Annotated in this window: 15 protein-coding genes; 7 read left to right on the forward strand and 8 right to left on the reverse strand. The window is 76.3% G+C overall.

What is annotated here, in order from left to right; genetic code table 11:
* Nucleotides 1-110: 110 nt before the first annotated feature.
* A complete protein-coding gene (locus F1641_RS13810) occupies nt 111-1,343 on the reverse strand; it encodes a hypothetical protein (RefSeq protein ID WP_194906496.1) in 1,233 nt (410 codons plus the stop codon).
* Nucleotides 1,344-2,017: 674 nt separating this feature from the next.
* Nucleotides 2,018-2,446, reverse strand: coding sequence for a rhodanese-like domain-containing protein (locus tag F1641_RS13815; protein ID WP_194906498.1), 429 nt, complete (start codon nt 2,444-2,446; stop codon nt 2,018-2,020).
* 94 nt (nt 2,447-2,540) lie between these two features.
* Here F1641_RS13815 and F1641_RS13820 point away from each other — a divergent pair, with 94 nt between their 5' ends.
* On the forward strand, nt 2,541-2,999 hold the full coding sequence (locus F1641_RS13820) for an Lrp/AsnC family transcriptional regulator (RefSeq protein WP_194906500.1): 459 nt from the start codon (nt 2,541-2,543) through the stop codon (nt 2,997-2,999).
* 17 nt (nt 3,000-3,016) lie between these two features.
* Here F1641_RS13820 and F1641_RS13825 read toward each other — a convergent pair whose 3' ends face one another.
* The gene (locus tag F1641_RS13825; protein WP_309225603.1) at nt 3,017-3,409 is read right to left on the reverse strand and encodes an ATP-binding protein; all 393 of its coding nucleotides are present in this window, start codon (nt 3,407-3,409) and stop codon (nt 3,017-3,019) included.
* A 115-nt stretch (nt 3,410-3,524) separates the two neighbouring features.
* Between F1641_RS13825 and F1641_RS13830 the strand changes: the two genes are divergently transcribed.
* From F1641_RS13830 to F1641_RS13840, 3 genes are all read left to right on the forward strand, one after another.
* Nucleotides 3,525-4,070, forward strand: a complete 546-nt coding sequence (locus F1641_RS13830) for a sigma-70 family RNA polymerase sigma factor (RefSeq protein WP_194906504.1) — start codon at nt 3,525-3,527, stop codon at nt 4,068-4,070.
* Nucleotides 4,067-5,371, forward strand: a complete 1,305-nt coding sequence (locus tag F1641_RS13835; protein WP_194906505.1) for a hypothetical protein — start codon at nt 4,067-4,069, stop codon at nt 5,369-5,371. Before F1641_RS13830 ends, F1641_RS13835 begins: the two co-directional genes overlap by 4 nt.
* Nucleotides 5,372-5,574: 203 nt before the next feature.
* Complete coding sequence (locus tag F1641_RS13840; RefSeq protein WP_194906507.1) at nt 5,575-6,138, forward strand: Type 1 glutamine amidotransferase-like domain-containing protein; 564 nt, start codon at nt 5,575-5,577, stop codon at nt 6,136-6,138.
* Here F1641_RS13840 and F1641_RS13845 read toward each other — a convergent pair.
* The 4 genes from F1641_RS13845 to F1641_RS23330 all read right to left on the reverse strand — a co-directional run bounded on the left by F1641_RS13845 (nt 6,065) and on the right by F1641_RS23330 (nt 10,441).
* Nucleotides 6,065-6,721 (reverse strand): response regulator transcription factor, encoded by a 657-nt coding sequence (locus F1641_RS13845; protein ID WP_194906510.1) that lies wholly within the window; start codon nt 6,719-6,721, stop codon nt 6,065-6,067. The genes F1641_RS13840 and F1641_RS13845 overlap by 74 nt on opposite strands.
* Before the next feature lie 25 nt (nt 6,722-6,746).
* The gene (locus F1641_RS13850) at nt 6,747-8,015 is read right to left on the reverse strand and encodes a sensor histidine kinase (protein WP_194906512.1); all 1,269 of its coding nucleotides are present in this window, start codon (nt 8,013-8,015) and stop codon (nt 6,747-6,749) included.
* Between the two features lie 10 nt (nt 8,016-8,025).
* On the reverse strand, nt 8,026-9,537 hold the full coding sequence (locus F1641_RS13855; protein ID WP_194906514.1) for an alpha/beta hydrolase: 1,512 nt from the start codon (nt 9,535-9,537) through the stop codon (nt 8,026-8,028).
* A gap of 178 nt (nt 9,538-9,715) precedes the next feature.
* Nucleotides 9,716-10,441, reverse strand: coding sequence for a GNAT family N-acetyltransferase (locus tag F1641_RS23330; RefSeq protein WP_194906516.1), 726 nt, complete (start codon nt 10,439-10,441; stop codon nt 9,716-9,718).
* A 6-nt stretch (nt 10,442-10,447) separates the two neighbouring features.
* Between F1641_RS23330 and F1641_RS13865 the strand changes: the two genes are divergently transcribed.
* Both F1641_RS13865 and F1641_RS13870 read left to right on the forward strand, forming a co-directional pair.
* Complete coding sequence (locus F1641_RS13865; RefSeq protein WP_194906518.1) at nt 10,448-10,759, forward strand: hypothetical protein; 312 nt, start codon at nt 10,448-10,450, stop codon at nt 10,757-10,759.
* Between the two features lie 30 nt (nt 10,760-10,789).
* Complete coding sequence (locus F1641_RS13870) at nt 10,790-11,350, forward strand: dihydrofolate reductase family protein (RefSeq protein ID WP_194906521.1); 561 nt, start codon at nt 10,790-10,792, stop codon at nt 11,348-11,350.
* Nucleotides 11,351-11,461: 111 nt separating this feature from the next.
* Here the strand turns inward: F1641_RS13870 and F1641_RS13875 are convergent, their stop codons facing one another.
* A complete protein-coding gene (locus F1641_RS13875; RefSeq protein WP_194906522.1) occupies nt 11,462-12,118 on the reverse strand; it encodes a hypothetical protein in 657 nt (218 codons plus the stop codon).
* 130 nt (nt 12,119-12,248) lie between these two features.
* On the opposite strand from F1641_RS13875, the gene F1641_RS13880 reads away from it, so the two are divergent.
* Nucleotides 12,249-12,641: a response regulator transcription factor gene (locus tag F1641_RS13880; RefSeq protein WP_194906524.1), complete on the forward strand. Its 393-nt coding sequence runs from the start codon at nt 12,249-12,251 to the stop codon at nt 12,639-12,641.
* Nucleotides 12,642-12,684: the final 43 nt, after the last annotated feature.

Consider the following 12,684-nt stretch of genomic DNA (forward strand, 5'->3'; position numbering starts at 1 on the left):
CGGGGAGGTCCACACGAAGCTGCCCGGAGTCGGCTGGGCCAGGTCCCAGCCGCCGTGGGTCTTGGCGTTGTGCCAGGACTGGCAGATGCAGCCCAGGTTGCCCGCCTCGGTCAGCCCGCCCCGCAGCCTGGTGGGCGTGGACGGCCCCCAGGCGGTGGTGTGGTCGAGCTGCGTGGCCCCGCCGCGGGCGGCGTGTGGCAGACCGGGGAGATGCAGACGCCGTCGCGGGCGCGCACGTGGGCAGCCAGCAGCGTCGAAGGCCGGTAGGAGACCTCGATGCGGGTGGCGGGGTCGGACGGGTCCGGAGCAGCGACCTGGTCGAGCAGCAGCGCCAGGTGCGCTGCAGTGCTCGCACCGCTGGTGTCAGCGCCGGTCGTGGGCGGGGGCAGCGTCCACCGGGAGCGGTGGATGAGCACCCCGGTGCCGGGGTCGGCGACCAGCCGCCGCCAGCAGGCAGCGCGGACGGCGGCGCGGGTGGTCTCTGGCGACAGGCGTCCGATGCCGGGGACGTGCCCGAAGGGGCCGTGCCCGGCCAGGGCCCGGCGGGCGGCGCGCTCGCGGCGGGTCCTGGTCAGCCGCTCAGCGCGCGTCGAAGGACCGGCGGGGCTCCGCCGCGGCGCAGGCACGCGGGGGTCGTGGGGCGGGCGGGGTCGTTCACCGCCCTGCGGCCCTTGGGGGTCCGTCGTTCTGCCGCTCTCGGGCCCGCCGTCTGGTCCGGGCCCACCGTCAGGCCCACGGTCAGGCCCGTCGTCCGGCCCGCCGCCGGGGTCTTCGGGGCCCTCGTCGGCGAGGTCGTCGGCGAAGACCACGACGTGGATCTCCGACAGGCGTGCTCGCTGCTCGGGGGTGGGAATGATCACCGGCGCGCGGGTGTCCGGGGCCAGCCCCAGTTCCGTGCCCTCCGCGTCGCCTGCCTCCTGGTCGACGCCGTCGTCGAGCACCTCCGGCGTCAGGCTGACGTCGCCCACGACGAGGCTGACCAGCACATCGGCCCGGATCTGCGGCAGGGAGCGCCGGTCCTTCGCGCCGTCCTCGCCCGCGTCCTTCGCCGCGGTGGCCACCTGCTGGATCACCTGCCACACGCGCGCGGCGTCCGCCGCCTCCAGCTCGGCCACCACCTGGCGGCAGCCCGCCCTGCGCGAGCGGCGCAGGAAGACGTCGCGCTCCTGGACGCCGGCGGCCATCGACCGCGCCGCGAACCCCGGGTCGGCCGCCAGCGCGGCCTCCTCCAGGGCGTCGGCCAAGCGGGCCCGGCTGAGCGTCGTCGCCGCCTCGACGGCCTTCGCCTCGACCGTCCGGCGCGCCCGGTCACCGGCGGGCCCCTCGGGCAGGCGCCGGCACACGTCGGCCAGCGCCTCCAGCTGCGCGGGGTCATCACCCCGCGGGTGAGCGCCTCCTCCGCCGTCGGCAGCTCGGCGAGCTGGCGGGCCAGCCCGACCAGGTGCGTGGCGGTGCGACCAGCGACGCGAAGCACCGGGGCCAGCTCGTCGGAGGCCGGCCGGCGGGAGTCCCTGGCGTGGGCCCGGGAAGGCTGCTCGGCCAGCTTGGCGGCGTCCAGCCGGGCCACCGACTCCAGCTTCAGCGAGAACAGGTAGGAGGTGGCCCGCTCCACCGCGGCGGTGACCTCGGTCCACTCCCTGCTCGTCAGGTCGAGCTCGGACGACGCACCGAGGGCGGCGTGCAGGGCGTCCACGGCGGCGACCAGCCCTGGGCCGGCGGGCTCGTCCAGGGCGTCGGCGAAGGCGGGGCGGATGCGGCGGCGCTCGGCGAGCGAGCCCGTCAGCGGGTCGGCGCGCAGGGCCCGGACCCACCACTCCTCGCTGGAGCGGCGCACCTCCCGGGCGGGCTCCCCGGCCGGGTCGCCGAGGGCCCGCTCGTGAAGTGCGCTCGAGGTCATGTCTCCGACGCTAGAAGTCGCCACCGACAGCCCGGTGTCGGCGTCGTCGCAGGTCAGGAGTGTGATCGGGACCTCACGGAACGCGACGAGCCGCGCCCGAGAGGACCAGCGCAGGCCGGCTCACACCGGAGCGGTGAGCGGGTCGGGCGCGCTGCGGCTGCGTCCGCCGTCGCTCACGACGGCGAACCCCTCGCGCGCCCAGTACTCGAACCCGCCGACCAGCTCCTTCACGCGGCTGTAGCCGGCGGTCGCCAGCACGAGACCCGCCTTGGTGCTGCCGTTGCACCCCGGTCCCCAGCAGTAGACGACGACCTCCGCGTCGAGGGAGGGCGCGTGCTCGCCGATGCGCGCATCCAGCTCGGCGAGCGGCACGTGCACGGCGCCGGGGATTCGCCCCTGCGCCCACCCGGCGTCCGAGCGGACGTCGACGACGAGCGGGCCGCTCCCGGTGGCCCGCGCGTGCGCGAGGTCGGCGGGGTCCGTCTGGTGCGCGAGCCGCGCGGCGAAGAACTCGACGGCTGAGGCGGCGCTGTGGGTGGGGGTGCTCATGACTGCGATCGAACGCCACCGGCACCGCGCCGAACAGGGGACGACGACGGCGAGCGCCTCCGCCCGCCGTCGATCCGCCGGTACTTTCCGTGTCATGCCGTCGAACCCACGGGTGGTCCTGGACGACGTCGACCGGAGGGTCGTCGAGGCCCTGCAGCGCGCCGGACGGATGAGCGTCGCCGACCTCGCCCGCGCGGTGAACCTGTCGCCCAGCGCCACCGCCGACCGGCTCCGCCGCCTCACCGACGGCGGCGTCATCACGGGGTACGCCGCGACCGTCGACCCCGAGGCCCTGGGCTACACCGTGCAGGCGTTCGTGCGCCTGGCCTACCCGACCGGCAACTACAAGCCGTTCCACGACCTGCTCGCCGTGCTGCCCGAGGTCGTGGAGGCCCACCACGTCACCGGCGACGACTGCTTCATCCTCAAGGTGCTGGCCCGGTCGATGCGCGACCTGGAGCGCATCGCCGGCAAGCTCGCGACCCTCGGCGCGATCACCACCAGCGTCGTCTACTCCAGCCCGCTGCCGTCGCGCCCGCTCGCCCCCGCCTGACCCGCGAGGTGCCCTCATCAGTAGGAGGCGTCACCGATCCGGAACCAGACGGCCTTGCCCGCCGCACCGGGCTCCACGCCCCACTGCGACGACAGCAGGTCGACCAGGGCCAGCCCCCGCCCGCTCTGGGCGTCGTGCCCGAGGTCCCGGACCACGGGGGCGTCGGCGGAGCCGTCGCTGACGCGCACGTGCATCCCCTCCTCGCCGCGGCACTCGATCTCGGTGGTGATGGGCGGTGAGCCGTGGCGCACCGCGTTGGTGACCAGCTCGCTGACCAGCCACCGCGCGTTCGTCAGGACCCGGGAGGCGTGCACGGGGCAGTGGGCCTCCTCGACGAAGGCGCGGGCCCTCGCCGGGGCCTCCAGGTCCATCGGGAGCGTCAGGGAGACCGACGGGGTCACGTCACACACGTGGTGGTTCCTGCCCTGCCGCCCGCCGTTGACACACCCGTCTGCGCCAAGATCCCCCTCACGGCTGCCAACCGGTCGACCACCCGCCGCGTATGGAGTGCCGAGGAGGTGGGGCATGGGTGCGTCGGGTCCGTCGGTGGTGGAGTCGTTCGAGGAGTTCGCCGCGTTCGCCATCCCCCGGCTGCGGCGGGTGGCCTACGCCTACTGCCAGGACTGGCACCGCACCGACGACGCCGTGCAGAGCGCGCTGGAGCGCGTCTACGGGGCGTGGGCGCGCGTCCGCCCCGGTGACGCGTACGGCTACACCCGCACCACGCTGGTCCGCCTGCTCGTGTCCGAGGGCCGCCGCCCGTGGCGCCGCCGCGAGGTCACCACCGACGACGTGGCCCTCCACGAGCCGGTCCGTCGCCGGGGCGACGACGACGGCGATCCCGCCGCCACCGGCGAGGCGGACCTGTTCGCGGTGCTGTCCGGGCTCACCGGCGGGCAGCGCGCCGTCGTCGTCCTGCGGTACTTCGAGAACCTCTCGGTCAGCGAGACCGCGCACGTCCTGCGGTGCAGCGAGGGCACCGTGAAGAGCCAGGCCCACGCCGCCCGGCAGGCCCTGCGGGCGCTGCTGGCCGACCCCGTCGAGCGAGTCGAGCGAGGAGCGCAGCGGTGAACCAGCCCGAGGAGGACGCCGTCGACCTCGACGTCGTCGCAGACCCCACCGCCTCCGCGCGCGACCGTGCCGACGACGCCGCACTCGGCGTGCTGGTGCGGACGCGCCTGCAGGCGCTGGAGCTGCCGCCCTCGCGGGTCGACGTCGCGGCCGCCACCCGGCGCGGCGCGGACCTCGGTGCCCGGGCGAGGCGGCGCACGGCGTGGGCGGCGGTGGGCGCGGTGGCTGCGGCGGCCGCCGTCGTCGCCGTGGTGGTGGTCGGCGGGGGTCACAGCGGCCCGGCTGAGCGAGGCGACGTCGACGCTTCCGTCGCCACCGACGGAGGCGGTGGGACGACGGCGGTGCCCCTGCGCGCCGGGGTGCCCGACCTGCCGCCGGACGAGGTCGAGCGCTTGCAGGCGCTCCAGGACGCCGGGTACACGGGCGCCAAGTTCTGGGGATCCATCGCCTCGTCGGTGACCCTGGCCGCCTGCTCCACCACCGAGTCCGAGATCGGACACATCCCCTCACCTGCCGCTCTTGACGGTCTGGCGACCAGTGCTCTGCAGCAGCAGTGCGCCACCGCAGATGTCGGGGGAGCGCGGTTCCTGTACCGCTTCTACCTCCCGCAGGGCGTCAGCCTCGACGACGTCACCTTCGGCGATGCGACGGACCACGGGGTCTCCTGGACCCAGACGCAGGTGGACGGCTCTGCCGACCACGTCGCCACGGAGGACGCACCTGATTCACCGGGCGGTGGCGTCACGACCGTCGTGTGGCGCCAGTCGTCCGCGTCGGTCCACCGCTACGGACCCACGCGGACCGAGGTCACGTGGACAGAGCCTGACGCGTGGGCCGACCAGGACGGCACCCACCCCGTCACCGTCCGCGCCGTCGTGGCGGCCGACCCCGTGCTCGCCGTCCGCGCCGCCAACGGCTTCGTCAACCAGGGCGGGATCCGGGTGCTGCACGACGACGACGGCACCCTGCTGCTCGTGCCGGACTCAGCGCCGGGCTTCGAGATGCAGGCCCTGGGCGGGGGGACGCTCGCCCGGACGCCCGAGGGCTGCCTGGTCCTCGAGCACGGGTCGTACGGCGTCCAGCTGGTGCTGTGGCCCTTCGGCACGACGTGGGACCCGACGTCGCAGGTGCTCACCGTGCCCGCCGACCGGAACAGCACCACCGACTACCGCCTCGGTGACGAGGTGAGCCTCGGCGGCGGCGAGAGCGACGGCCAGTACGCGAAGGACCTCGTCCCGGCCAGCTGCGCTTCTGACAAGGTCTGGATCGGGGGCTCCGCGGTGGTGCTGCCGGGAGGGTGAGGGACCGCCCACCGGTAGACAACTGCCATGACCGTCTACCTCGGCGGCGGCGGCAGCGCCCAGCAGGAGGCCGCCGTGTGGCGCCCGATGTTCGCCCGCCGTCCCCGCGTCCTCTACTGGCCCTTCGCCCTGGGCCACCACATGCTCCCGGCGCCGAGGGCTGGCTGCGCGGCTCGCTCGAGGAGTTCCAGAGCGGCCTCGACGTGGTCACCTGGACCACCCTCGACGGGCACGACCAGGCGGAGCTGGCCGGGTCCGACCTGCTCTTCATCGGCGGCGGCAACACCTTCGACCTGCTGGCGCACCTGCGAGCGCACGGTGCGCTGGGCTGGGTCCGCACCCACCTCGACGGCGGCGGAGACCTCTACGGGGGCAGCGCGGGGGCGGTCCTGGCCGGTGCGTCGGTCGACATCGCTGCGTGGGCCGACGAGAACACCACCGGGCTCGCAGCCCCCGACGAGCTCGCGGGCCTGGGGCTGCTGCCCGGGGGCGCGCTGCTCCCGCACTTCACCGAGGACGACGTGCCGCGCGCCCGGGAGTGGTCGGCGCAGCACGGGCTGGAGGTGCTCGGGGTCCCCGAGGCGTCCGGCCTCGTCATCGACGGCGACGACGTCGTGGTGGCCGGCCCCGAGCCGGTGTGGCGCTGCACGCCCCAGGACGCCGAGGCCCTCCCCGCTGGCACCCGGTTCCCGGTCAGTCCTCCAGCAGGAGGTGCTCGTGCACCAGGACGACCGCCTGCACCCGGTCGCGCAGGCCCAGCTTGGTGAGCACGCGGGAGACGTGCGTCTTGACGGTCTGCTCGCCGATGAAGCAGGCCCGGGCCACCTCGGCGTTCGACAGGCCCCGCCCCACCTGGAGGAGCACCTCGCGCTCGCGGGCGGTGAGCGCCTCCAGACCGGGCGGCGGCGGCCGTCGCGGTGACGGGCGGTCCGCGGCCACCCCGGCGGCGAAGCGCTGGGCGAGCCGGCGCGTCACCGAGGGGTCGATCAGCGCGTCACCGCGGGCGGCGACCCGGATGGCGCCGAACAGCTCCTCCGTGGGCATGCCCTTGAGGCAGAAGCCGCTGATGCCGGCGCGCAGCCCGCGGAGCACGTACCCGTCGTCGTCGTAGGTCGTCAGGAGCACCACGCGGGTCGCCACCCCGCTGCCGACGATGGTCTCGGCGGCCTCCAGCCCGTCGAGCACCGGCATGCGCACGTCCAGGACGGCGACGTCCGGCTGCAGCCCGGCGACGGCCTCGACGGCTGCCCGGCCGTCGCGCACGTCGGCCACGCAGGTCAGGTCGGGCTGGGTCTCCAGGGCTGCGCGCAGGCCGCTGCGGAAGAGGTCGTGGTCGTCAGCGAGCAGCACCCTGAGGGGCTCGGGACCGCGGCGCTCACGGGGCCTCCACCGCGAGGTCGACGCGCGTGCACCACGAGCCCCCGTCGTCGGAGGGCCCCGCCGTGGCGGTGCCGCCGAAGAGCTGCGCCCGGTGGGCCATCCCCGCGATCCCGCGCCCGGACCCTGCGGCGCCGCGTCGGGCCCCGGCGGGCGCCACGGGGTTGCGCGCGATGACGGTCAGCGCGGCGTCGTCCTGCCGCAGGAGCAGGTGGAGCGACCCGTCGCCGTGCCGCTGGGCGTTGGTGAGCACCTCCTGCACGATGCGGTACGCCGCCAGCTGCGTCGAGCCGGGGAGCGCCGCGGGGTCGAGCCCCGGGGCCTCGAGGTCGACGCGCAGACCCGCGCGGCGGCTGCCCTCGAGGAGGGTCTCGACGTCGGCCAGGCCCGGCTGCCGCGCTCCGTCGTCACCGCGGTCGGCGCCGCGCGCGAGGACGCCCAGCATGCGCCGGAGGTCGGCCATCGCGGCGCCGCTGGCACCCTCGACGTGCTGCAGCGACGCCAGCGCCGGGCGGTGGTCGTCGCTCCCCGTCCTCGCGTCCGCAGCGGCCAGCGCGAGGCGACCGGCGGCCGCGTGGACGCCGATGGCGCTCACGTGGTGGGAGATCGTGTCGTGCAGGTCGCGGGCGATCGCCCCGCGCTCCTCGGCGCGGGCCCGCTCCACCTCCGCCACCGCCCTCCTGCGCCGCTCCTCGGCGGCGCGCTCGACCTGCTCGATGTGGCCGGCGCGGCCCGTGGTGTACCGGCCCATCAGCCACGGGAGCAGCGTGTTGGCCACCGTGGTGACCGCCGCCCCCGCCGTCGGCACCCGGCCCGCGAGCTCCACCACCTGCGCCCCCGTCATGCCCAGGGCGAGCGCGGCGAGGGCCGCCCACGACCGCCACCCCACCGTCCACGCCCCGGCCCGGTACCCGGCGACGGCCAGGCCGGTGGAGTTGCCGGTGCCCAGGTCGCGGACGCCGGTGAGCTGCCACAGGAGGACGGCCGTCGCGCAGCGCACGACGCCGTGGACGACCGCCACCCACCCCGCGGTCCGCGCCGGTAGGGCGAGCAGCAGGTCGGCGGCCACGACGACGGCCCCCGCGCCCCACAGCAGCACCTCAGGCGCCGCTGCTGCCGAGGCGGGCGCGGCGCGGACGGCGAGGGCGAAGAGGAGGCCGTCGCCCGCCGCTGCCAGCAGGGCGATCAGCAGCGCCTGCCGCCGCAGCCCCCCGTGCTCGTCGCTGCTCGTCATCGGGCTCGTCGTCGGGCTCGTCGTCGGGCTCATGGTCGGGGGCTCACGCCTTCCCCTCGGAGATGAAGGCCAGGATGGCTCCCAGCCCCTCGGCCGTGGTGGCGGGGGTGTGCCCGGCGCCGGCGACCTCGACGAAGGTCGCGTCCGGGAACTGCGCCGCCGCCTCGCGACCCGCGGCGGTGGTGGTGTTCGCGTCGAGGTCGCCGTTGAGCACGAGGACGGGGACGTCGGGCAGGTCGGCCCCGGGTGCGAAGGGCGCCTCGGCGCCGGCGTCAGCGGGCCACTCCACGCAGGCTCCGGCGTCGTAGTCGGCCCGCGTGGTCCAGGCGCGGGCGCTGAAGGGCGCGAACGCCGCGGCGCCGAGGCCCGCCAGCTCGTCGACGGAGGCCTCGAGCTGCGCCGCGCGCTGGGCGGGGTCGGCGGTGGCGTCGAAGGGGCGCACGTAGTCGTGGCAGGTCGTGGCCCAGCTCTGGGCGACGGACACGGCGCCGGAGGTCGCGTCCTCGGCCACGGCGGTCAGGCTGGCCGCCACGAGCTCGCGCAGCGGTGCCAGGTCGTCGTCGCGGGCGGCGGCGGCGGCCCCGGCGAGGGCGAGCAGCCCCTCCGGGTCGGGCTCCTTGGAGAAGACCCGGCCCGCGGCGGAGGCCAGCTGCCACTCGTCCAGGACGACGTGGTGCTCGGTCCCGTCGAAGGTGACGTCCACGGCGTCGGGCTCGGCGCGCAGCCGCTCGCCGAGGGCCGCCAGGTCGGACAGCACCTGCTCCGACGAGCACGCGCCCGTGCTCTCGCAGGTCAGCTGCACGGCCCTGCGGAAGGCCTCGGGCCCGCGCGAGGTCATCGGGTCGTCGTCGACGGGGTAGGCGCCGGCCATCGTGACCGTGCGGACGTGCTCGGGGTGCCGCTCGGCGTAGACCGGCATCAGGAACGTGCCGTAGGAGACGCCCAGCAGGTCGAGGCGGTCGACGCCGAGGGCCTCGCGCACGGCGTCGACGTCGTCGGCGACCGCAGCGGTGCCGTAGGCCCCGGCGCGCTCGCCGAGCTCCTCGCCGCAGGCCCCGATGGCGGCCCGCTGCCGGGCGAGGTCGGCGAAGGCCTGGTCCGGCCCGTCCAGCGCCGGGCAGGAGAGGGCGTCGGAGCGGCCGACCCCGCGGGGGTCCACGAGCAGCACGTCGCGGCGGTCCGCCAGCGGGGCCAGGGCCTGCGTGAAGAGCTCGCCGGTGGCGTCGATGGTGGAGGTCCCCGGGCCCCCGGGGTTGGGGACGACGGTGCCCAGGCCCGGCCGGCTGGTGTCGGTGTGGGGCACCAGGGCGAAGGCGACCTCGGTGAGGGGCGACTCCGGGTCGGACCGGTCCAGCGGGACGACGACCGAGCCGCAGCGGGCCGTCGGGAGTGCGGGGAGGTCCTCGCACGGGGCGAGGGCCGCGACGGTGGCCGGCTGCGCCGCCAGCACCTCGGCCCCCGCGTCGTCAGGGGGTCCGGTGGGTGCGGCGGCGCAGCCGGCGGTCAGTGCGGCGATCGCCAGCGCCGCGTGGAGGCGGGAGAGGGGCTTGGACATGGGGGCCGGTCCGATCGTCGAGGTGGGTCGTGCGTCCACCTCGAGGGTCCGGGCCGGGGCGCCCCCGGGTCGTCACGCGCTCGCGGGACCTGACCTCCCTCTCGAGAGGGACCCGGCCGGCTCTGCCCCGGGAGTGTCGGCAAGGGCCCGGCGGGTTGCACGAGCGCCTCCGCCCTGCTCACCTCCAGCACAGCTGCCACCCGACCTCGACCAGCCCGAGCCTCTCTGCCAGGCGGCGCGAGGCCGGCGGCTGCGCCCGCCACTGCACCAGGAGTCCCTGCCGCAGAGCCGCCTCCACCGCCGCTCCTGCCACGGCTGACGCGGCTCCGGTGCCCCTCGCGCGCGGAGCGGTCAGCACCCCCACGTGCGCCAGACCAGCCGCCCAGCACTCCCAGCCGGCGGCCGCGACGACGACCCCCGAGGCGTCGCGGGCGACGTGCACGTCCACGAGGTCTTCGACGGCGCTCTCGGTCACGTCCTCCGCCGAGCACGCCTCGACGAGGTCGACCAGGTCGCCCCGGCGGGCGCCGTCCAGCTCCTCCGAGACCCAGCTCGTCGTCGGGTGCGGGCACGGGGCGCCAGGCACCCCGTAGCTGAGCCATGCCGGTCCCAGCACCTCCTCGACCCCGGGCAGGCTCCCCGTCGTCACCGCACCCAGCAGGCCCTCGTAGTCGGTGACGCCGGCGCCGGTCAGGGCCCGGCCCAGCGCCCCGGCACAGACCCCGTCGGGCGCGGTGACCAGCGCCCGGTCTCCGACGACGACGGCGCCGCACCACCCCGGGGGAGCCGTGCTCCCGCCCGCAGCAGCGGTGACGCCGAGGCCCCGGGTCGTGAAGGCGGTGACCGGAACTCCCGCGGCGTCCCCCCAGAGCTGGCGCACCCGGCCCGTCAGCGCTTCGTCCACACCTTCATGGTGCCCGTGGCCCTGGCGGTGCAGGTGCTGGACGGGGCGGCCCGCGCGGTCGATGATCAGCGGGTGTTCGCCCTCGGGCCGGTCGAGTCCGGATTCCTGCTCCTGTCCCTGGCGGGGGTCGCGGCCGCCGTCGTCGGGCGCTGGTCCGGCGTCCTCACCCTCCGCGAGTCGCTCCTGGCCCTCGCACTGGCCCTGGTGCTGCCGGTGGTCGGATCCGCGGCGACCCTCCTGCTGGTGGCGGACCGGTGGCGCCGGCGCCTGGTGCCAACGGCCAGCACCGGAGCCACGGCGCCCCCTCGTCGCCGATGAGTCAGCGCCGCCCGGCCGGTCCTCCCCGGCATGGCGCAGCTGCGGTACTGGATGAACACCTCCCTCGACGGGTGCATCGCCGACGCGGAGGGGAGCTTCGACTGGGGTGAGCCGGACCCCGAGCTCCACGCGTTCTTCAACGAGCAGGAGCGCTCGCTCGGCACGCACCTGTACGGCCGGCGCCTGTACGAGCTGATGCGGTTCTGGGAGACCGCACCGGACCAGCCCGACCGCCCGCCCGTCCAGGCGGAGTACGCCCGGATCTGGCAGGCGGCCGACAAGGTCGTCTACTCCCGCACCCTGGCCCAGGTGGACACCCGGCGCACCGAGCTCGTGCGCGACTTCGACGCCCAGGACGTCGCGCGGCGCAAGGCCTGCGCCGACCGCGACCTGAGCATCGGCGGCGCGGAGCTCGCCGCGGTCGCGCTGCGCGCCGGCCTCGTGGACGAGGTCGGGCTGGTCGTCCACCCGGTGGTCGTGGGAGGTGGCACCCGCGCGCTGCCCCGTGACGTGCGCCTCGACCTGGCCCTGCTCGAGGAGCGCCGCCTGCCCGGCGGCGTGGTCCACCTCCGCTACCGGGTGAGGTCCTGACGACTCCGTCCAGCCGGTGGAGGCACCTCAGGCCGCGTCAGCCCGGGCGGCCGAGCACCTGCCGCGCGCTGAGCTGCGCCTGCACCAGCGAGGCCGCGACCGCGTCCACCGTCATCCCTCGAACGCGCCGTAGGTGCGCAGGGCCTCCAGCGCGAGCGCGGGGGTGAGCGACGGGTCGTGGTCGACCAGCACCGCCTCGGCCACCCACACCCTCCCGCGGCGCAGCGTCGACGACGAGTCCAACCACACCGGCCCGCCGCTCGCCATCGGCGGCGAGGCGGCGTCGAGCACCTCGCGCAGGGCGGTGGCGACGACGCCCGCCGCCGACCACCACGGGTCGGCCTCCAGCGCCGACCCGTAGACGGTCAGCACGAGGTCCAGGCCCGAGGCCAGCCTCACGGGGACCGCGACGACGGCGTCGTAGTCGACCTCGCGCCGCAGGGACAGCGCGTACACCGGCCAGCGCCGCGCCGCGCCCGCGGTGTCGCCCAGGTCGGCCACCACCACGCGGCCCTGCTCGTGGGCCTCCCAGCAGGGCCCCTCCCCGGCCGAGAACTGCACCTCCTCGGCGCGGGCCGCCAGGGGGTCGCTGACCCCCACCGGCACGGACATCCCGGCGGTGAACTGCGCGCACAGCGTGGCGCCGCGGGCGCCGACGGCGCGCACGGCGGCGGCGCACAGGCGGTCGGCGAGGTCGCTCGCCGGGAGGCCCGGAGCGGCCGCCGCGCGCAGCGCAGCCGCCAGGCGCTGCGCCCCCTGCTCACCCACGACGGACCCTCACCTGCGGTGCGCGGCCGGCGGGGCGATCCACCTCGCCGCGGCACCCTCGGTGACGGGCGACGCGGCTACTGTGGCCAGCCTGCGCCTCACCCGCCGTCTCCGCCTGACAGGACCGCTGATGCCCGACAGCACGTCCCGCCTCGACATCCCCTCCCAGGCCGCCTCCGCGGCGTCGTGGGCCTCGCTGCTGCAGGCCGTCGCCGACGGCGGGGTGCGGGTGGTGCTGAGCACCGACGACGGCAGCCGCGTCGCCCTGCTGGCCGAGAAGGAGCTGCTCGACCTGCAGCAGGCCGCCGACGGGCGCGAGCGCGACCGGGTGGTGCTCACCGCCCGGGAGCGCCAGGCGCTGCTGCTCGTGGAGGAGGGGCTGTCGACCGCGCAGGTGGCCGAGCGCCTCGACATCGCCCACGGCACCGTGGTGCAGCACCTGGCGGCGGCCCGCCGCAAGTACGGCGTGCGCACGTCCGTGGAGGCCGCGGCGCGCGCCCGAGAGGCCCTCGCGCTCGACTGAGCCGCCAGTGAGTACTACGAGCACCCGCGAAAAGTACTAGTAG

The sequence above is a fragment of the Quadrisphaera sp. INWT6 genome, from assembly GCF_015390235.1.
Classification (GTDB): domain Bacteria; phylum Actinomycetota; class Actinomycetes; order Actinomycetales; family Quadrisphaeraceae; genus Quadrisphaera.